Consider the following 18,650-nt stretch of genomic DNA (forward strand, 5'->3'; position numbering starts at 1 on the left):
CGTGAGCCGGGCATCAGACCAGCTTGCGCTCCTGCAGGAAGGCCACCAATTGATCCACGGCGCTGTCAGCGTCGACATCCTTGAGGATGATGCCCTCGGCCGTCTCCTCCTCAACGAAGAGCTGCCCCCAGCTCACCCGGGACTGCGCCGCGTCGTCCGCGAGGCCGAGATCAGCCGCGCTCTTCGCCTCTGTCGGCTTGCGCCGGGCGGCCATGATGCCCTTGAGCGAGGGATAACGCGGCTCGTTCAGCCCGCTGAGAGCGCAGAGGATGGCCGGCGGCGCCAGGTCGATCACCTGCCGCCCGTCTTCGATCTCGCGCTGCACCGTGAGCCGCCCGTCCTGCTTCTCGAGCGCCACCACGTTGCTCACCACCGGCACGTCGAGCAAGGCCGCCAGCGCCGGACCGACGGACCCGGTGCCGCCGTCACTCGTCTCCTGGCCGACCAGGATCAGGTCGAACCCTTCGGCGCGCAGCACCGCCGCCAGCGCCTTCGCGGTGACGGCGCTGTCCCCGGAGGCCAGCGCCGCGTCTTCGACCACGATGGCCCGGTCCGCACCCATCGCCAGACAGCGGTTCAGCGTCTCCCGCGCTTGCCCCAGGCTCACCGCGACGATCTCAACGTCGCCCTGCTGCTCCTTGATCTGGATGGCCGCCTCCATCGCGTGCAGGTCGTACTCGTTGGCGACCTGCGGCGTGCCGGACTGGATATCGCCCGCGCGCGGGTCGAAGCGGACCGCGTTCGGGTCCGGCACCTGCTTCACCAGGACCACGATCTTCAAGCAACTACCTCCACCTAGTCATCAGGCCACCGCCGTTCGTCGTACCCGAAACGGCCACCGGCCGCGGGTGTTTACTGTCCCGTGAAGTCGGGTTTGCGCCGCTCCAGGAAGGCGCCCATGCCCTCCTTCTGGTCGCGCGTGTCGAAGGCAAGGGCGAACAGGTGCGCCTCGTAGGCCAGCGCGGTTTCGAGGTCCGTCTCCACGCCCCGGTTGATCGCTTCTTTGGCGTAGTACACCGCGACCGGCGCGTTGGCGGCGATCCGCTCAGCCAGTTCGCGCGCCCGGGGCATTAGCTCCTCGGCCGGGTAGACCGCGCTCACGAGGCCCAGCCGCAGCGCCTCTTCAGCGCCGATCCGCCGGCCGGTCAAGATCAATTCCTTGGCCGCTGCGCGGCCGATCACCCGCGCCAGCCGCTGCGTCCCACCCCAGCCGGGCGGGATGCCGAGCGTGACCTCGGGCTGACCGAGCTGCGCATTCTCCGAGCAGATGCGGATGTCGCAGGCCAGCGCCAGCTCGCAGCCGCCGCCCAGTGCGAACCCATTGATGGCGGCGATGGTCGGCTGCGGCGCGTTCTCCAGCATCGAACAGACCGACTGGCCCAGCCGGGCAAAGATGAGCGCCTGGCTCGGCCCCTTGTCCCGCATCTCGGCGATGTCGGCACCGGCGGCGAAGGCCCGATCCCCGGCGCCGGTGATGATGATCGCCCGCACCTCGGGGTCGCGGGTCACCCCCGCCAGCGCATCCCGCAGGGCTTCCAACTGCTCCGTGTTGAACGCATTGAGGACGTCCGGGCGATTCAGCGTGAGCGTCGCCACATGCCCATCGCGCGCCACATCAACCGCCATCGTCGCTCGCCTCCCGTCCCGCGACGACTTGCGCCGCCGCCACAAGGTCACGGTCGATCGCACCCCGCGCGGCGTCCGTGGCCGCGCGCTCGAGCACGTCCCGCGCCGCCTCCACAGGCAAAGAGGGGCGCGGCATCGCGCCAGCGCCCCTCCCCGTTCGCCTTACGATCGCGATGCGACTTCGCTCTCCCAGGCCTGGGCCGGCGGCTGTGGGCAGCGCAGCGGCCGGTCGGTCCGGTAGCCGAGCGCATAGCCCGCCTGAATGAGCTGGTGGATCTCCCGCGTGCCCTCGTAGATGACGGCGCCGCGCGCGTTGCGCATGTAGCGCTCGACCGGGTACTCGTTCGAATAGCCGTAGGCGCCGTGGATCTGGATGGCGTCGTTGGCGGCTTCAAAAGCCCGGTCGCAGGCGAACCACTTGGCCAGCGACGTCTCGCGGGTGTTCCGGATGCCGCGGTTCTTCAGCTCTGCCGCCCGCATCACCAGCAGCCGCGAGGCTTCCTCGCCCGCCACCATGTTGGCGATCATCTGCTGCACGAGCTCGAACTTCCCGATCTCCTGGCCGAACGCCTCCCGCTCGTGGCAGTACTTGATGCTGGCCTCCTTGGCGGCGCGGATGAGCCCGACCGCACCGGCGGCGACGGTGAAGCGGCCCTGGTCGATCGCGCTCATGGCGATCTTGAAGCCTTCACCCTCTTCGCCGATCCGGTTCTCGACCGGCACTCGCACGTTCTGGAAGTTGATCCACCCGGTATCGCCGGCGCGCACGCCGAGCTTGCCCTTGATCGATCCGGTGGTCAGCCCCTCCATACCGCGCTCGACCACCAGCGCGATCAAACCGTGATGCTTCTTGCTCGGATCGAGTGTGGCGAAGACGAGGAAGTGGTCGGCGGTGTTGGCCAGCGAGATCCACATCTTCTCGCCGTTGAGGATGTAATAGTCGCCGTCGCGCACCGCACGGGTCTGGATATTCCCGGCGTCCGAGCCCGCGCCCGGTTCAGTCAGGCCGAACGTGGCGAGCTTCTCACCCTTCGCCTGCGGCACGAGCCAGCGCTGCTTCTGCTCCTCGGTGGCCCACTGGTGCAGCGTCAGGCTGTTGAGCCCGACATGCACGCTCATCACCACCCGGAGGAACGTGTCGACGGCCTCGAGCTCCTCACACGCCAGGGCGAAGCTCACGTAGTCGAACCCGCCACCGCCGTACCGCTCGGGGATCGGCAGCCCTAGGATGCCGAGGCTTCCCATCTTATAGAGGACTTCCGGGTGGTACTCGCCCTTGGCGTCCCACTCCTGGATGTAGGGCGCGACCTCGCGCTGCGCGAACTCGCGCACCATGTCGCGGACCTGGATCTGTTCGCTGGTATATTCAAAGTCCATCAACGCCTCCCGGCACTGCCTACGCGCATCGCATACGCGCGCGCCTGCGCGCGTCCCTTCCCCCCACAACCGGCCGCAGTATAGGGAACCCTATGCGAACGGGTCAAGCACAGCATCCGTGAGGACGCGCGCACCTCACCTGTGCAAACGGCCGCGCCATCTGTATCATTGCCGCCGCCCTCCGACGGACGTTGCGAGGGTTTTCGCTTGTTAGGAGGCACGGTGACCTGCACGCGGCGGGACAGCCGTGCATCGCATCTCAGTGCACGAGTGTTAGGGGATCATGGGTCAACCGGAATCACGCAACACGCTCACTCGCTACTGCAAGTCCTGCGGCGAACTAGTCCAGGTAGACGGTTTCGTGGACGACCGCTACGTCCTCTGCGCCCGCTGCGAGATCTGGGCAGCCGGGCGCGGTTTGAATCAGTTCCACGCACGCGCGACGCAGGCCGTCGATGACCACTACGAGCCCACCGAGCGCGAGCGGCAGTGGTGGCAGTTCCTCTCGTGGCTGATCGCCACCGGGCGACTGAGCGTCGGCCCCAACGAAGGGGCGCGCTAACCTCGCTGAACACCCCCACCCGCAGTACCGAGCCAACGGAAACGCGACATCGAGGAGCCGGGCCTGATGCACGGCCCGGCTCCGCACTCCCGACGCTTCGGCACGCTCGCGAGCCCCGGTGTTCCGGACGCGGCGGCGGTCGGCGTCGAGGCTTCCGTCACGCTGCTATGGCGCTGCGTCGTTTGGAACCGACGTCTCCCGCATTCCTCTCTCGTCGTCCTTCGCGGAAGCGGAGCGCTCTCCCGCATTGCCGCACAGGCGGCAACGGTTACGGGACCTTCTGCAGGATCCGCTGCATCTCCTCGGCAGAGAAGGCGCGCAGCGTCTCCGTGCGCACATGCCCCTGCGATGCAATCGCCACCGCGAGCGCCGTCGCGGTCTCGTCGTCAGGCATCTCGGCAACACCTACGACATCGTGACTGCCGAGCGTCCAGTAGATCGTGCTCAGATCGCCGCCCATGCTCTGGGCGAGTTGTTGCGCATGGCGTGCACGGTCGACCGTGGACTTGGCGCTCTTGACGCCCTGCTCGGTCCAGCTTATCAGCAGCACGTAGGTCGGCATGGGACCACCCTTCTGACGTTGCAAGCCTGGGATGCGGGTGATCGGTGAGGTGCGAGAGTCGTCGGTTATGTTTAGTGTAACACGGGCACCCGCACGGTGGAACGCGCGGGGTCGGCCGGAGCAGCCCGGTCCGGGCAGGTCGCCCGACACGCCACATCAGCGCCAGCCGAACTGGCGCTCCAGCAGCGTGTCGCTGACGTGCACCAGGAGTGGCGATCCATGGGGACAGACGGCGGGCGTTCGCGTGTGCCCCAGGGCCTCGACGAGCGCGCGCATGGCGGGGCGTTCGAGTCGCCTTCCGCGCCGGACGGCGCTGCGGCAGGCCAGCCGCACCAGTAATTCCTGCCGCCAGCCCTCGCCCTCCCCCGGTTCGCTGTCCGCCAGCGCCACCAACTCCGCCACGAGCCCATCAGCCTCACCGACCCCGGCCAGTGCCGTGCCGCCTGACGTGGGGAACACCCCAGGCAGCGCCGGTGCCGCCCGCAGGAGGAACATCCGCCCGCCGAAGGTCTCGCACTGGAACCCCAACGCCGCCAGATCGTCCAGCCGCCGAGCGAACCGAGCCACCTGCGCCGGGCGCAATTCCAGCAGCAGGGGCTCCGGAAGCAGCACCGGCTCCGGTCCGCCTTGGCCATGGCGCGCAACCAGATGCTCGAAGATCACCCGCTCGTGGGCGCGGTGCTGATCGACGAGGTACAACCCGTCGTCACCCTCCAGGAGGAGGAGCCGCCCCTGCACCTGATCGATCAGACGAAGCGGCGGCAGGCCCGGCGTCACGATCGGCCCGTCGTCGTCCCAGGCAGGCCGTGCCTCGGCAAGGTGCACCAGCGTCGGAGCCAACGCGGCCGCCCCGACCGCCGGTTCCACCCGCAACGGCAGCGGATGCCGCCCGAGCGCACCGCGGACCAGTTCGCCGATCGCTGCACCGATCTCGCGCTCGGCGCGCAGCCGGACCTCCAGCTTGGCCGGGTGGATGTTGATATCCACCAGCTCCGGCGGCACGTCGATCGACACCGCCAGCACCGGATGCCGTCCGCGCGGGAGCACCGGGCGGTACGTGGTTTCGACCTGCGCCAGCAGTCCCCGCGGCTCGACCGGTCGGCCGTTGACGATGAGGGTGACCTGACCACGCCCCGGTCGCGTGAGCTCGGGCCCGGCTACAAACCCGGAGATCCGCGCGCTGGCCACGTCGATCGGCCCGAGCGGGATCAGGCGCCCGGCCAGCGCGGCGCCGTAGACCGCAACCATCGCGTCGCCCAGGTCACCGCTACCGTCGGTGTGCAGCGTCAGCCGACCGTCGATGTAGAGGCTCATCCGGACGTGCGGCGCCGCCAGCGCAAGCCGGCGGACGGTCTGGGTGATGTGGCTAATCTCGGTCTGCGGTCGACCGCTGGCCGACAGCCGAGCCGGCACGTTCTGGAACAGATGGCGCACGGCGACGGTCGTGCCGCGGGAGCGGGGCGAGGGCTCGGACACGACCACCGAACCACCGCGGAGGACGAGCCGATGCCCCACGCCGCTGTCGTCGGTGGCGCTGACGAGCGTCAACTCCGCCACGGCCGCGATGCTGGGCAGCGCCTCGCCGCGGAAGCCGAGGGTGCGGACCTGCTCCAGGTCGTCGTCGGGGAGCTTGCTCGTCGCGTGGCGCATGCAGGCCAGCGGCATCTCCGCCCCCGGGATGCCGCAGCCGTCGTCGCTCACCCGAATCAGTCCGAGTCCGCCGCCCTGGACATCGATCCGGATCTGCCGCGCGCCGGCGTCGAGCGCGTTCTCGACCAGCTCCTTGACCACCGACGCCGGCCGCTCGATGACCTCCCCGGCGGCGATGCGAGCCACGACCGGAGCCGGCAGCACCCTGATCGGCCGGAGAACCGTCGCCGCGTGGTCCGGCATGCTCCCCTCCCGCCCTGCGGTGTCAGCGACTCGGGTTGGCGCCTCGCAGCCGCGCCTGCTGCTCGAAGAGCCAGTCGAGCGCCTCCCGCGGCGTGAGCGTCGTCAGGTCCAGGGAATCAAGCGCGCGAGCCAGGCGCTCGGCTTCCGACAACGCCGGCGTGAAGCCGTCGAGCCTGAGCTGGTACGGCAATCCATCCTCGGCGACCCGGGGAGCCGTCGTATCTCGCTCAGCCGGGCCAGCAGACGGTGCAGGTCGCATTTCTGTCAACCCCGCCAGCACGGACTCGGCCCGCTCCGCCACCCAGGGCGGGAGCCCAGCCAGCCGCGCCACCTGGATGCCGTACGCTCGGTCGGCCGGCCCCGGCCGCACGGCGTAGAGGAAGATCACGCGCTCGTCCGTCTCCAACGCCGCCAGGTGGACGTTCGCCACATCCGCGAGACGCTCCGCCAGCGCGGTCAGTTCCAGATAGTGGGTTGCGAAGAGCGTGCGCGCCCGCACCCGGTCGTGGAGATCCTCCAGCACCGCCTGCGCGATCGCCAGCCCGTCCTGCCTGCCGGTCCCGCGCCCGACCTCATCCAAAATGACCAGGCTGCGCTCGGTCGCCTGGCGCAGGATGGTAGCCGTCTCCAGCATCTCGACCATGAACGTACTTGACCCGCCCGCCAGGTCGTCCTGTGCACCGACGCGGGTGAAGATCCGGTCGACCAGCCCGATCCGCGCTCGCTCGGCGGGGACGAACGAACCGATCTGCGCCAGGAGGACGATCAGCGCGACCTGCCGCAGGTAGGTGCTCTTCCCGCCCATGTTCGGCCCGGTAACGACCAGCACGCGCGGCGCCTCGCCACCGAGACGGCAGTCGTTCGCGATGAACGCCTCGCCCTCAAGGCTCGCTTCCACCACCGGGTGACGCCCGCCCACGATCTCCAGCGTGGCGCTGTCCTCCAGCGCCGGCCGCGTCCACCCGCCCCGGTCGGCGACCACCGCCAGGGACAGGAGCGCGTCGAGTAGCGCCAGCCGGTTCGCCGTGGCCAGCAGCCGCCCGGTGGCCGCGGTCACGTCGCGCGTCAGCCTCGCCAGCGCCGCGCGCTCGAGGGCGGCGATCTCCTCATCCGCGGCCAGGATGCGCGCCTCCGCCTCCTTCAACGCCGCGGTCACGTAACGCTCGCCTGTCGCCACCGTCTGCTTGCGCACGTAGTCGCCGGGCACCCGCGCCAGGTTGGGTCGCGTCACCTCGATGTAGTAGCCGAAGACCTTGTTATAGCCGACCTTCAGCGACTTGATCCCGGTTCGCTCCCGCTCCCGCCGCTCCAGTCCGGCCAGCCAGCGGCGGGTCGCCATGGCGCCGTCCCGAGCGGCGTCCAGCTCGGCCGAGAACCCGGCGCGGATCCGGGCCCCATCCTCCGGGTCGTCTTCCACGGCCGCTTCGACCAGCGCCAGTACGTCGGCGCACGGGTCGATCTCGTCCGCGAAGGCAGCCAGCGCGGGGTCACCGCTGACGCGGAGCGACGCCAGGATCGGCGAGACGGCGCGCAGCGCCCCGCCCAAGGTGAGGAAGTCCCGGGCGGTGCCCAGCCCTTGCGTCACCCGCCCGACCAGTCGCTCCAGGTCGCCCACACCCCCCAGCGACGAGATGATGGCCGCTCGCAGCGTCGGACGCGCGACCAGGCCGGCGACAACCGCCTGCCGCCGCTGCAGCTCGGAGAGATCCCGCAGCGGCTGGCCCACCAGCCGGCGCAAGGTCCGGGCGCCCATCGCGGTTCGGGTCTCGTCGAGCACACCGAGCAGGCTCCCGCGTGTGCCGCCGGTCCGCAGGCTGCGGGTCAACTCGAGATTGCGGCGCGTCGCCGCGTCGAGCCCCACCCAGCCATCGGTGGACTCCGTCCGCAATCCGGTCAGCAGCGGCAAGAGCGCCGGGTTGGTCCGCTCCAGGTACGCCAGAATCGCCCCAGCGGCCGCGATCGCCGCGGGCCGATCTTCACAGCCGAACGGCACCAGCGAGCGCACGCCGAGGTGTCGGATGAGTTCCGCCCGCGCCCGCGCCGGCTCGAAGCGCCAGTGCTCCATCCGCGTGCGGTGTGCGACCTCGACGTCATCGGCGCGCCCGTCGTCCGGCACCAGGCACTCGGCCGGGTTGAGCCGCGCCAGTTCCTCGGCGAGCTGATCGCGCGCACGCGGCCCGGACAGCTCCGTCACCGCGAACTCGCCGGTGCTTACGTCCGTCCAGGCCAGTCCAATCCGGTCGCCGAGCGGGCAGATCGACGCCAGATACCGGTTCTCACCCTCCGGGAGGAGCGCCGCCTCGCCGACCGTTCCCGGGCTCAGCACGCGCGTGACGGCGCGCTCGACCAATCCCCGGCCCGGCTCGCTGACCTGTTCGGCGATCGCGATGGTGTGCCCGTGTGCCAGGAGACGTGCCAGGTAGTGGTTCAGCGCATGGTACGGGATGCCGGCCATCGGCACCCGACCGTTCCGCCCGAAGCTGCGCGAGGTCAGCGTGATGCGTGCGTCGCGGGCCACAACGCGGGCGTCGTCGTCGAACGCCTCGTAGAAGTCGCCCATGCGGTAAAGGAGGATGGCGTGGGGGTGCTGTGCCTTCAGGTCGAGGTACTGCCGGCGCGACGGCACGAGATCGGACGCGCCGGACCGTCCCCTGCCCGCCGCCCGGCTGCGAACCGTCTTCCCCTGCCGCGCCGAACCCTGTGCCATGCAGGCATTATACGCAAGGTCCCCGGCGAGTCATCGGGAGGTGGTGCGTGTTCCGTGTTCCGCGTTCCGTCCGTCTCCCCTCTCCCCTGGTGGGAGAGGGGCCGGGGGTGAGGGGGACGCACCACGGAACACGCATTAGCCAGCGCGCCTCACCCTGCCAACCCGGGCACGCGTTCCAGGTGCCGCAGGATCGCGCGCAGCAGCGCCTCGCGGTCATGCTCGCGGCCTGTGGCGATGAGGAGGCTGGTGGCGGTCGGGACCGGAAGGAGATCCTCGGGGAGGTTCACATTCAATCCGATGCCGATCAGCAGGTAGTCGAGGTGATCGCCGCGGATACTGGTCTGGACCAGAATCCCGGCGACTTTCTTGCCATCGATGAGCAGGTCGTTCGGCTCTTTGATGGTGGGCTGGACGCCGGTTGCCTCCGCGACGGCCGCAGCCACGCGCTCGCCAATGTCCCGCAGCAGCGTGGGTGACTGGGCCACGGCGAGCGGCGGGCGGAAGAGGGCGGTGAACAGCAGGCAGGTGCCGGGCGGCGCCAGCCACACCCGGCCCATGCGGCCACGGCCGGCCGTCTGCTCCTCGGCGACGACGACCGTCCCGACCGGGGCGCCTCGTCCAGCCAGGTCCGCGGCCACGTCCATCGTCGAGGTGACCGTGGTGCGCCGCTCGATGCGCCACTCCACGTCAGGCCGCTCCGGCTTCTTCGCCCAGCGCGGTGCCGTCCTCGCGCACGCGTACCACCCGGAGCTTGCGGATCCGGTGGTGTTCGACGGCCTGTACCTCGATCAGCAGGCCATCAGCCTGAAGCGACTCCCCGGCTTTCGGGATCCGTCCGAGCCGTTTTTGCACGAACCCGCCGATCGTGCCGGTCTCCCCTTCGGCAAACTCGGTCTCGAAGATGTCGGCGATCTCGTCCACCGCGATCCGGCCGTCAACGATCACCTCTTCGGCCCCCAGTCGCTCGATCAGCGGCGTCTCGCGGTCGTACTCGTCCTGGATCTCGCCGACGATCTCCTCCAGGATGTCCTCGATCGTGACCAGGCCGGCCGTTCCACCGTACTCGTCGACGACGATGGCGATGTGCACCTTCGCCTGGCGCATGTCGCGCAGCAGCTCGTCCACATGCTTCGACTCCGGCACGAAGTAGGCCGGGCGCAGAAGGTCGAGCAGCTTGACCCCAGTCGCCTCCTCGTTCACGAACCGGAGCAGGTCTTTGGCGTAGATCACGCCGACGATCGAGTCGATCGAGTCGCGGTAGACCGGAATACGGGAGTGACCGGCCGAGCGGGCCAGATCCACGACCTCCGCAATCGACATGTCCTGCGGCGCCGCCACGATGTCGAGCCGGGGAACCATGATCTCGCGGACCGTCGCCTCTTCCAGGCCGAGCACCCCGCTGATCATCTCCTGCTCGTCCTCTTCGATGTCCAGGTCGCCGTTCCCGCCGTCATGCGCCTCGCCGATATCCTCGCCGTTCCCGGCCTCGGCCTGCGGGCCGCGCCGGAGCAGGCGAATGATGAGGTCGGCCACCGCCGTCAGGGGCCAGACCGCACCCGCGAGCACCATACTGAGCCGGTTCAGGCGGCGCGACTCCTCCCGTTGCTCGCTGGCAGTCAGCGCGCCCGGCAGCACCCGACCGGCAACCACCAACGCGATCGTCCCGACGACGAGCGCCAGCAACAGGCCGTAGCCGGGGAACTCGCGGGTGAAGACGCGCGTGAGCATTGCCCCGGCGACGAGCGCCGCGAGCAACTGGACAAGGGTCATCGTCGAGCGGATCAACTGGGGATGCTCGATGAAGGACTGGACGCGGTGGGGACTGGTTCGCTCCTCGATCATCTCGCGGAGCGTGACGCGATTCACCGCCGCGAGGCTCGCTTCAACGAACGCAGCCAGTGTCAGCACCAGAAGCGCCACACACGCAACGGCTAACTCTATCCAACTACTATCGGTACTCAAACCCCCTCAACTCCTGGGATCCCCTCCGGCCGGAGCCCCCATAGCTCTCCTGGCTCCGGACGCCGATCGGTCGTCCCGATCGGTGGCGGGGTTGCCCCGCAGGGTGTCGCCCGGCGCGCACTACGTAAACAGCGCGCTGATGCTGAGGTCCTTATGGATTCGCATGATCGCCTCGGCGATCAGCGGCGCTACGGTCAGGACCTCAACCTTGTCGGACGACACCCCTTCCGGTAACGGTAGCGTGTCGGTCACAAAAACCTTCTCGATCGGTGACTCCTGGATCAGCCGCATTGCCTCCCCGGCGAAAACCCCATGCACGGCCGCCGCACGCACGCTCCGCGCGCCGCGCGCCAGAAGTGCATCAGCAGCCTTCACGAGCGTCACGCCGGAGGAGATCATGTCGTCCACGATGACCGCGTGGCGGCCTTCCACGTCGCCGACCATCTCCAGCACCTCGGCCCGCTCCGGCCCTGGCCGCTGCTTGGAGATGATGGCCAACGATCCACCGGTGCGCCGCCGGAACTCCTCGGCACGGGCCACGCTGCCCGCGTCCGGGCTCACCACGACCAGATCGTCCAGCCCGAGCCGCCGGAAGTGCGCCGCGAGGATCGGCGTCGCGCGGAGGTGGTCCACCTGGATGTCAAAAAAGCCCTCAATTGCGGGGGAGTGCAGGTCCATGGTCAGGATCCGGTCCGCGCCGGCCGTCACCAGCAGGTTGGCGACCAGCTTGGCGCTGATCGGCTCGCGGCCGGACGTCTTCTTCTCCTGCCGCGCGTAGGCGTAGTACGGGATCACGGCCGTGATCCGCGCCGCCGAGGCGCGCCGCAGCGCGTCCAGGATGACCAGCAACTCCATCAGGTTCTGGTTCACCGGCCGGCTCATCGTCTGGATGACGAAGACATCCGAGCCGCGGACGTTCTCCTCCAGCTTGACCCGCGTCTCGCCGTCTCTCCACGACCCAACGATCGCCCGCCCCAGCGGTGCCTCAAGCTCGCTCGCGATCCGGTTCGCGAGCGCTGGGCTGGAATTCCCGGCGAAGACCTGCAGCCGGCCGTCCATCCCTGTCTACCTCTCCCCCGCGTCCTGCGTCCGGCGCGATAGCGTCCGCGCCGGCACTCCTGCCACCGTCTCCCCGGGCGCCACGTCCCGGAGCACCACGGCCCCGGCTCCGGTACGCGCCCCGGACCCCACCGTCACCGGCGCCCGCAGCATCGTATCCACCCCGATGAAGGCGCCGTCCCCGATCACCGTTCGGTGCTTGTCTCGCCCGTCGTAGTTCGCCGTGATCGTCCCGGCACCGATGTTCACGTCTCGCCCAAGCTCGGCGTCGCCCAGGTAGCTGACATGCCCGACGTGCGTCCCGGAACCGACCACGGTGTTCTTCATCTCCACGTAGTTGCCAATGTGGACGTCATCCGCCACCCGCGTGCCAGGCCGAAGGTGGGTATACGGCCCGACATGGACCCGCGCCCCGATCTCCGACTCCTCGATCACTGAGGCCAGCACTTCGCTCTCCGGCCCCACCCGCGCGTCGCGGAGAATCGCCTGCGGCCCGATGCGCGCGCCCTCCCCGATCACCGAGGCTCCACTGATGGTCGTGAACGGCTCAATCCGGGCGTCAGGTGCGATCTCCACCGTGTCGTCGATGAAGGTGGTCGCCGGATCGACGATGGCCACCCCGGCTCGCATCAACCGCTCGTTGATCCGCCGCCGGATGATCGCCTCGGCCGCCGCCAGCTCTACCCGGTCGTTCACACCGTGCGCGACGTCCGGCGACGCGACGACCGAGACAACCGGTGGGTCCGGCTCCCGTGCCGTTGCCGCCATCGCCACCAGCGATGTCAGGTAGTACTCCCCGACCGCGCTCCGCGGCACCTTGGGCAGCGCCTCCTCGAGCCAGTCGCGCCGGTAGCAGGAGATCCCACTGTTGATCTCGACCGGGCCGTCGTAGCGGCTGTCGTCTTCCTTGGCCTCGATCACCCCGACGATGCGCCCGCCCTCGCGCCGGAGCCGACCATACCCGGCGGGATCATCGACCCGCGCGGTGAGCAGCGTCACGAGCGCACCGGTCTGGATAGCGGTGTCGACCAGCTCGCTCACGGCGTCCGGCGAGAGGAGGGGATGGTCGCCGAAGAGGACCACCACGTGGCGGACTTCCGGCCGCAGCAGGGGCAGCGCCTGCGCCGCGGCGTGGCCGGTGCCCAGCGGCTCATGCTGCCAGGCCACCTCGCAGCCAGACGGCAAGCGCTCGGCCAACCCCGCCTTCGCGGGACTCAACACGACGATCGTCTGCAATGGGGTAAGGGGTTGGATCGCGCGGAGGACGTAGTCGATGACGGGGCGCCCGGCGAGGGGCTGCAGCTCCTTCGGGATACGCGACTTCATGCGCGTACCCAAGCCCGCGGCGAGGATAACCGCGGCGACTTGTGACTGCGCTCTGCCTGTTTCGTCCGAGTTCACTGCCGCCCGACGCCTGACGATGCAGGGCGGTACGGTTCCGCCCCGGCGCCTAAATCCGGTTGGCGGGCCAGGATTCGAACCTGGAACAAAGGCTCCAAAGGCCCTTGTGATACCATTTCACCACCCGCCAACAGCCGCTAGCGCACGTCTAATGGTACCGGCCTGCAACGCGCCGTGTCAAGGAACGCCGCACCCGGACAGGCCGCGTGGCCGGTCGATCCGTGACTGGCGTACTGGACGAGAGGGTGCCTCGACGCCGCGCTCAGCGGCAAAGCGACCACCGACCCAGGCAACCACCACCTACCGCTGTCCATAAGCACTGTCCGATCGGACACGCGCTGCCCGTCCCATTGACCTGGCCCAGTGCCGTCGTGGCAGCCTATGATGTACACGGAACCTTTCACGGTTCCGCGCACCGGCTCCAAGGACAAGGGGGTCCATATGCGCACCACTGCCCGAGCCATCCGGCGCCTCACCTGGGCCGCCATGATCGTTTCCCTGTTGCTGCTCCTTGCCAGCCCGACCATCGCGGCGACCGAGTACGGCGAACCAGTGCCCGGGCAACACATCTACGACACCACGGGCCTGCTCACCCCTGACGAGATCGCCGACCTGGAGAGCCGCGCTGCCGCGGTCGAGGCCGCCGGCGCGCCCGTCGTCGTCTACCTCCAGGCCCGCGACGCCTCCCGCAGTGAGACCGAGGCCGATGCCCGCAATCTCATGGACGCCTGGGATGTGCAGTCGGCCCCCGGCGCCCACGACGGCGTCGTCCTGTTCTTCAACCTCAAACCCGACAATCTCCGCCGCGGCGAGGTGTTCATCTACGCCGGGGAGAAGCATTTCGATGGTGGCAACCTGCCGCAGGCGGAGCTGCAGCGCATCATTGACGAGGAGATGCTGCCCCTGCTCCGGGACAACCAGACGGCGGCCGGGATCGGGGCCGGGCTGGACGCCATCGCCCACTCCCTCACCTACGGCCCACCGCCGCCGCCACCCCCATCCCGGTTCGAACGCATCGCGCAGGATCTGACCGAGGGAGTATTCAGCCTTGCCAACATCGTCTCGGCAGCGTTCGCTGCGCTGATCTTTGCCATCGGCCTTGGCCGCTACCGGGAACGGCCGGTTGCGCGCGGCGCCGCTATTCCCACGACGATGCCACCTTCCACCCACCCGCCTGCTGTGGCCGGTGCCCTTGTTGACGGGCACATCATGGACTGGCACCTCGAGGCAACCCTCATCGACCTGGCGAATCGCGGGGCACTTGCCATCGAGCCGGCCGGCGAGAAGAAGGTGCAGGTCCGGCTGCTCGACCGGAGCCTGCTCCGCACGCCGTACGAAGTCGCCCTCTGGGAAGCGCTCGAAGTCAGCAGCGCTGGGGAAGGCCTCGTCACCGCCGAGGAGCTTCGCTCCTCGCGCTCAAAATGGGGACGAGCGAGAGACGAGCTCCGCAAGCAACTGGAGAATGAGGGATTCTACGCGCCGAACCCCGGCGCGCGACGACGCCCTCTGTACCTTGCCGCCGCAGTCGGGTTCCTCCTGACCGTCATCGCCGCGGTGCTTGCGGGCGGAGCCCAACAGCCGCTGGCCGGGATCGGCGCCGGGCTCCTCGGCGTCGCGTCGCTCGTCACCCTCATCCTCGGCGCGAATATCCGCGACACCACCGAGTACGGCGAGGCCGAGGCCGCCGCCTGGCGCGGCTACAAGGAAGGCATCACCTCCGCTCGGAAAGACCGCGCCGCCGTCCTCGACCTTGACGAGGTACTCCCCTACGCAGTCGCCTTCGGCGTGGTCGACTCGCTCGACGACCGCCTGAAGGAGGCCAGCGACGCCGGCTACCAGCCTGCCTGGTTCAACGCCACCCTGCACACGGGCTCGACCGGGGGCTTCTACCCCTACTGGGTCGGGTTCCACACTGCCGTCTCACCGCCGTCCTCATCCTCCGGCGGCGGAGTCGGCGGCGCTTCGGCTGGTGGCGGCGGCGCGGGAGGGAGCTTCTAGCTGACGTGTCACGGCGGAAATCCTCTCCTGCCACGTTCCTCCAGTAACATCGAGCAAGAACCACCCGGGACGCTTGTCCCGGGTGGTTCGGTCTCGACGTGAACACACCACCGGGGAGTCGGTCGGTGCTCCAGCCATTCAGCACATGGCGGGCATCGGTCTCAAGCGCACCCCATACCCGCCCGTACCATACTTCAGGACCTGCGTACCATTCTCCCTGCGGACGGCTGGCCGTACGCTCCAGACACGACGTGCCTGCTAGGCGCGTGCGTCGAGCGCTCGCGTCGTCAATTTCGGGAGTTGTGCCATGCCGTTGCCGCCACCCCAGACCAAAGAGTTCGCACTTCGACTGGAGACGTTGGCCGCTGATTGCCGCGCGGAATTGGAGGAAGGCTCCAAGGCGCTGCAGGAGATCGCCCTCCTCGTCAACCAGACGGCCAGCGAGGTGGATCGCCTGAGCCAGCGGGAGCTGCAACTCGCCAATCGCGTCCGCGAGATGGACGCCAACCTGGAGTCCTATGCTCGCTCCGACATCCGCGACATGCTCCGCGCCGCTCACGACGTCGAGCTCCGGCTGCTCATGATGCGCAGCCAGCTCGAACAACTCCAGGAGCGGGAGCGGACCATCCGCGACCATCAGGACCGGCTGCGCACCCTGGTCGAACTGGCCGAAACCTACCTGACCATGCAGGGCAGCCGGCCGGGTGCGGGTGACATGCGAACCCGCGGCCTCCGCAACGGCACCACGGTTGCACTCCCGACCGTGCCATTCGCTGACATCATCCAGGCCCAGGAGGACGAGCGGCTGCGCCTGGCCCAGCGCGTCGTCGACGGCCCGGCCCAGGCGCTCGCCAACGTGCTGTTGCAGGCCGAGGTCTGCGAGCGTCTGATGGAGCGGGACCTGGAGCAGGCCCGCACCGAGCTTGCAGAACTGCGCCGCATCGCCGCGGAAGCCCTGGCCCACTCTCGCCGCATGCTGCTGGAACTGCGCCCGGTGGTGCTGCGCGAACTCGGTGTCGTGCCGACCCTGCGTCGCTACCTGACCCAGGTCAGCCGCAATCGGCCGATCGAGGGCCACATCGACGGTCCAGACCACGACGGGGACCTGGCAGAACCGGTGCGCCTCGCCCTCTACCGCCTCCTGCAGGAGGCGATCGCCGCGGCGGTGGCCGACGACGGTGTCCAGGCAATCGACATCGACGTCCGCTACGAGGACGCCCAGGTGACCGCCCGCATCGAGGTCCGCGGACAGGGGCTCGAGCGTAACCAAACCCTGCCGCGCTTGCGCACTGACGAGACGGTGCAGCGCCGTCTCGACCACCTCGGTGCTGAACTGCACTTCGAGCCGGTGGACGACACGGCAACCCGTCTAGCCTTGGTCATCCCCCTCGCGTAACCGCGGGGATGGTACCAACGATCGCGCTGATGAGGACCAACGGTTCATTGTACTACGTCTCCCCAACCCTTAATGTTGCACCTAGATAGTCCGGATCCATTCTCGATGGTACCGAGCATGGAGGCAGGAATTCCGGATCGGGAACTGCCGCACACGAAGGGAGGGAGACAATAGGGTTCCGGTTAGGGTTCCGGATCTAGATCTCGTGTCCCTGAGTGCATTAGTTCGAGTCGTTTCATCCGGTATTCATTCATCATAGGAGGGATGAAATGGTCGAGTACGTCAAGTCCCTGTACGGCCTCTACGTCGACGAGGACCAGTTCGAGGGCCAGGGCCTGGTCGAGTACGCCCTGATCCTGGTGCTCATCTCCGTCGTCGCGATCGCCGTTATGGCTACGCTCGGCGGCAAGGTCAAGGGCGTCTTCAAAACCGTCAGCGACACCATGAACACGGCGCCGGGCGGCGGCAGCTAGAATCCCCGAGTCGTCGGAACGGAACGGCCCCGTGCCTGCTGGCCGGGGCCGTTCCCCTGTAAGGCACCGGAAGGACGGACGCCGATGGACAACAACCCAGAACGGCAAGCCGGTGCGCACGACGGCCAGGGCTTGGTCGAGTACTCACTGATCCTCGTCTTCATCGCGGTCGTCGCGGTGGCGGCCCTGATCGCGCTCGGTCCGATAGTCCAGGCCGCGTACCAGCAGGGGATCGACGCCCTCAACTATACGCAGTAGGGCACAGGCCCTTGCCCAAGCATCCTTACGCAACACAAGCGCGGCGGCTGTGGCCGCCGCGTCTCATTCTCGGCCCCTCACCTAGGTCAGCACCCCGCCGCGTCGCCCGCGACCAACTGGATCGTCCCGCGCGACAGATCGACAACGTTCGCACCCGGCGGTACGTCACGTAGCAGTAGCGGGGCTCCGCCCTGCAGCGCGACCGATTTCCACTCAGCACGATCCGGCACCCACCCGACCAGCAGCTCGTCCAGCACCGCTACCCGCCGCGCACCGTCCAGCGGCACAAGCCGGCAGGCGATCGCCTCCTTGTCGACCCGGTACGACCAGTCCCCGCCCCGGGCTTCGTAGAGCGCCCCGCGCGCCGCGGACTCGCTTCCGGTCAACCCCACCACCCGGTACTCGCGCAGAACCCAGACGGCCGTCTGGAACGATCCGCCCTCCGACACCCGCGCCAGCACAACCGTCTCCGCGGGCGGTCGCGTCGCTAGCTCAGCCCGGACCATTCGCCACGCCGCCTCGTTGTCGTGCAGTCTCGCCAGGCCGGCCCAGGAGAGCACCAGGCTCACAATGACGCACGTCACCAGCACCGGCGCTGGCCGACGGCTCGCCACCACATCCGGCCACGCACCAGCGACCGCGAACAGCGACAGCAGCAGCAACGGCGGTACAACCAACAGGATGTAGCCGATTTGGCCGAAGTGGACCAGCGCGAAGGTGAGCGCCGCCGGGGCGACCCACAGCCACAGCATCACGGCCCGGGCCGAGATGCGCCGCGGCCGCCGCCGAACCAGCGCGACCAGGGCGACCAGGAGCACCAAGTGTATTGCTGCCAGCAACGTGGTGAGGAAGAGCCCGAAGTTCTCCACCCACCCATCCACCGCCCCGCTGAGGAGCGCCGTTTTCCCGCCAGCGATCTCACCTTGTCGCCGGGCGAGCTCGAGGTAGGTTCCGACCCCGCCGCTCAGCACCACCAGCGGGACCAGCCAGGTCAACACGACGAGCCCGGCGACGCCGAGCGCCAGCGCGCGGTTGCGCCAGCCGAGCCGGAGGAGGCCAAAGAGGAAGACCGGGGCCAGTAGCGTGAGCATCGTCGGACGGAATCCGCCCGCCACCGCGACGGTGAGCGCCAGCCAGACCGCACCGCGAGTGCACGGTCGCGTGTAGCTCTCCCAGGCGGCCAGCGCGACAAGCACCGCCCCGGCCGCTTCGATCGCATACGGCAGCGCCAACTCGCCGTGAAGCCAGAACATCGGGTTCACGGCCAGCAGGACGCCTGCCCAGAGCCCGACCGCCGGGCCCCCCATGACCGTGCCCAGCCGGACGACACCCCACACCGCCACCACGCTCGCCAGCACGCTCAGCAGCACCAGCGC

At 69.0% G+C, this 18,650-nt stretch carries 16 protein-coding genes and 1 tRNA gene; 5 read left to right on the forward strand and 12 right to left on the reverse strand.

Going from position 1 to position 18,650, the window contains the following annotated elements; translation table 11 throughout:
- Positions 1-13 precede the first annotated feature (13 nt).
- From IRZ30_RS02180 to IRZ30_RS02190, 3 genes are all read right to left on the reverse strand, one after another.
- Positions 14-772, reverse strand: a complete 759-nt coding sequence (locus IRZ30_RS02180) for an electron transfer flavoprotein subunit beta/FixA family protein (protein ID WP_294082485.1) — start codon at positions 770-772, stop codon at positions 14-16.
- An 80-nt stretch (positions 773-852) separates the two neighbouring features.
- Positions 853-1,626 (reverse strand): enoyl-CoA hydratase-related protein, encoded by a 774-nt coding sequence (locus tag IRZ30_RS02185; protein ID WP_294082457.1) that lies wholly within the window; start codon positions 1,624-1,626, stop codon positions 853-855.
- A 162-nt stretch (positions 1,627-1,788) separates the two neighbouring features.
- Positions 1,789-3,003, reverse strand: a complete 1,215-nt coding sequence (locus tag IRZ30_RS02190) for an acyl-CoA dehydrogenase family protein (RefSeq protein ID WP_294082459.1) — start codon at positions 3,001-3,003, stop codon at positions 1,789-1,791.
- A 283-nt stretch (positions 3,004-3,286) separates the two neighbouring features.
- On the opposite strand from IRZ30_RS02190, the gene IRZ30_RS02195 reads away from it, so the two are divergent.
- Positions 3,287-3,565 (forward strand): hypothetical protein, encoded by a 279-nt coding sequence (locus IRZ30_RS02195; RefSeq protein ID WP_294082462.1) that lies wholly within the window; start codon positions 3,287-3,289, stop codon positions 3,563-3,565.
- A gap of 268 nt (positions 3,566-3,833) precedes the next feature.
- Here IRZ30_RS02195 and IRZ30_RS02200 read toward each other — a convergent pair whose 3' ends face one another.
- The 8 genes from IRZ30_RS02200 to IRZ30_RS02235 all read right to left on the reverse strand — a co-directional run bounded on the left by IRZ30_RS02200 (position 3,834) and on the right by IRZ30_RS02235 (position 13,279).
- Positions 3,834-4,127: a GYD domain-containing protein gene (locus tag IRZ30_RS02200; RefSeq protein WP_294082465.1), complete on the reverse strand. Its 294-nt coding sequence runs from the start codon at positions 4,125-4,127 to the stop codon at positions 3,834-3,836.
- Between the two features lie 156 nt (positions 4,128-4,283).
- Complete coding sequence (gene mutL / locus IRZ30_RS02205) at positions 4,284-6,020, reverse strand: DNA mismatch repair endonuclease MutL (RefSeq protein ID WP_294082466.1); 1,737 nt, start codon at positions 6,018-6,020, stop codon at positions 4,284-4,286.
- Between the two features lie 22 nt (positions 6,021-6,042).
- Positions 6,043-8,727, reverse strand: a complete 2,685-nt coding sequence (mutS, locus tag IRZ30_RS02210; RefSeq protein WP_294082468.1) for a DNA mismatch repair protein MutS — start codon at positions 8,725-8,727, stop codon at positions 6,043-6,045.
- 149 nt (positions 8,728-8,876) lie between these two features.
- Positions 8,877-9,413 carry a biotin--[acetyl-CoA-carboxylase] ligase gene (locus IRZ30_RS02215; protein ID WP_294082470.1) on the reverse strand — a complete coding sequence of 179 codons (537 nt, stop codon included), beginning with the start codon at positions 9,411-9,413 and terminating at the stop codon, positions 8,877-8,879.
- Position 9,414: 1 nt separating this feature from the next.
- Entirely contained in the window at positions 9,415-10,647 is a 1,233-nt protein-coding gene (locus IRZ30_RS02220; RefSeq protein WP_294082472.1) for a hemolysin family protein, read from the reverse strand.
- 162 nt (positions 10,648-10,809) lie between these two features.
- A complete protein-coding gene (locus IRZ30_RS02225) occupies positions 10,810-11,748 on the reverse strand; it encodes a ribose-phosphate pyrophosphokinase (RefSeq protein WP_294082474.1) in 939 nt (312 codons plus the stop codon).
- A 6-nt stretch (positions 11,749-11,754) separates the two neighbouring features.
- The gene (gene glmU / locus IRZ30_RS02230) at positions 11,755-13,074 is read right to left on the reverse strand and encodes a bifunctional UDP-N-acetylglucosamine diphosphorylase/glucosamine-1-phosphate N-acetyltransferase GlmU (protein ID WP_366945310.1); all 1,320 of its coding nucleotides are present in this window, start codon (positions 13,072-13,074) and stop codon (positions 11,755-11,757) included.
- A gap of 134 nt (positions 13,075-13,208) precedes the next feature.
- A tRNA-Gln gene (locus IRZ30_RS02235) sits at positions 13,209-13,279 on the reverse strand.
- 311 nt (positions 13,280-13,590) lie between these two features.
- On the opposite strand from IRZ30_RS02235, the gene IRZ30_RS02240 reads away from it, so the two are divergent.
- The 4 genes from IRZ30_RS02240 to IRZ30_RS02255 all read left to right on the forward strand — a co-directional run bounded on the left by IRZ30_RS02240 (position 13,591) and on the right by IRZ30_RS02255 (position 17,274).
- Positions 13,591-15,147 carry a TPM domain-containing protein gene (locus IRZ30_RS02240; RefSeq protein WP_294082478.1) on the forward strand — a complete coding sequence of 519 codons (1,557 nt, stop codon included), beginning with the start codon at positions 13,591-13,593 and terminating at the stop codon, positions 15,145-15,147.
- Between the two features lie 307 nt (positions 15,148-15,454).
- Entirely contained in the window at positions 15,455-16,543 is a 1,089-nt protein-coding gene (locus IRZ30_RS02245; RefSeq protein ID WP_294082479.1) for a histidine kinase, read from the forward strand.
- A gap of 269 nt (positions 16,544-16,812) precedes the next feature.
- Positions 16,813-17,016, forward strand: coding sequence for a Flp family type IVb pilin (locus IRZ30_RS02250; RefSeq protein WP_294082481.1), 204 nt, complete (start codon positions 16,813-16,815; stop codon positions 17,014-17,016).
- Between the two features lie 84 nt (positions 17,017-17,100).
- On the forward strand, positions 17,101-17,274 hold the full coding sequence (locus IRZ30_RS02255; protein WP_294082482.1) for a hypothetical protein: 174 nt from the start codon (positions 17,101-17,103) through the stop codon (positions 17,272-17,274).
- Positions 17,275-17,360: 86 nt separating this feature from the next.
- Here the strand turns inward: IRZ30_RS02255 and IRZ30_RS02260 are convergent.
- Positions 17,361-18,650: hypothetical protein (locus IRZ30_RS02260; protein ID WP_294082483.1), on the reverse strand; the 1,290-nt coding region annotated here is incomplete at its 5' end.

The organism is Sphaerobacter sp. (assembly GCF_019683595.1).
Lineage (GTDB): Bacteria > Chloroflexota > Chloroflexia > Thermomicrobiales > Thermomicrobiaceae > Sphaerobacter.

Bases quoted from the DNA above. Each gene is read 5' to 3' on its own strand.
- IRZ30_RS02240 (WP_294082478.1), top strand. From the start codon at position 13,591: ATGCGCACCACTGCCCGAGCCATCCGGCGCCTCACCTGGGCCGCCATG.
- glmU (WP_366945310.1), bottom strand. From the start codon at position 13,074: ATGAAGTCGCGTATCCCGAAGGAGCTGCAGCCCCTCGCCGGGCGCCCC.
- IRZ30_RS02195 (WP_294082462.1), top strand. From the start codon at position 3,287: ATGGGTCAACCGGAATCACGCAACACGCTCACTCGCTACTGCAAGTCC.
- IRZ30_RS02200 (WP_294082465.1), bottom strand. From the start codon at position 4,127: ATGCCGACCTACGTGCTGCTGATAAGCTGGACCGAGCAGGGCGTCAAG.
- IRZ30_RS02190 (WP_294082459.1), bottom strand. From the start codon at position 3,003: ATGGACTTTGAATATACCAGCGAACAGATCCAGGTCCGCGACATGGTG.
- IRZ30_RS02250 (WP_294082481.1), top strand. From the start codon at position 16,813: ATGGTCGAGTACGTCAAGTCCCTGTACGGCCTCTACGTCGACGAGGAC.
- mutL (WP_294082466.1), bottom strand. From the start codon at position 6,020: ATGCCGGACCACGCGGCGACGGTTCTCCGGCCGATCAGGGTGCTGCCG.
- IRZ30_RS02185 (WP_294082457.1), bottom strand. From the start codon at position 1,626: ATGGCGGTTGATGTGGCGCGCGATGGGCATGTGGCGACGCTCACGCTG.
- IRZ30_RS02225 (WP_294082474.1), bottom strand. From the start codon at position 11,748: ATGGACGGCCGGCTGCAGGTCTTCGCCGGGAATTCCAGCCCAGCGCTC.
- IRZ30_RS02245 (WP_294082479.1), top strand. From the start codon at position 15,455: ATGCCGTTGCCGCCACCCCAGACCAAAGAGTTCGCACTTCGACTGGAG.
- IRZ30_RS02255 (WP_294082482.1), top strand. From the start codon at position 17,101: ATGGACAACAACCCAGAACGGCAAGCCGGTGCGCACGACGGCCAGGGC.
- mutS (WP_294082468.1), bottom strand. From the start codon at position 8,727: ATGGCACAGGGTTCGGCGCGGCAGGGGAAGACGGTTCGCAGCCGGGCG.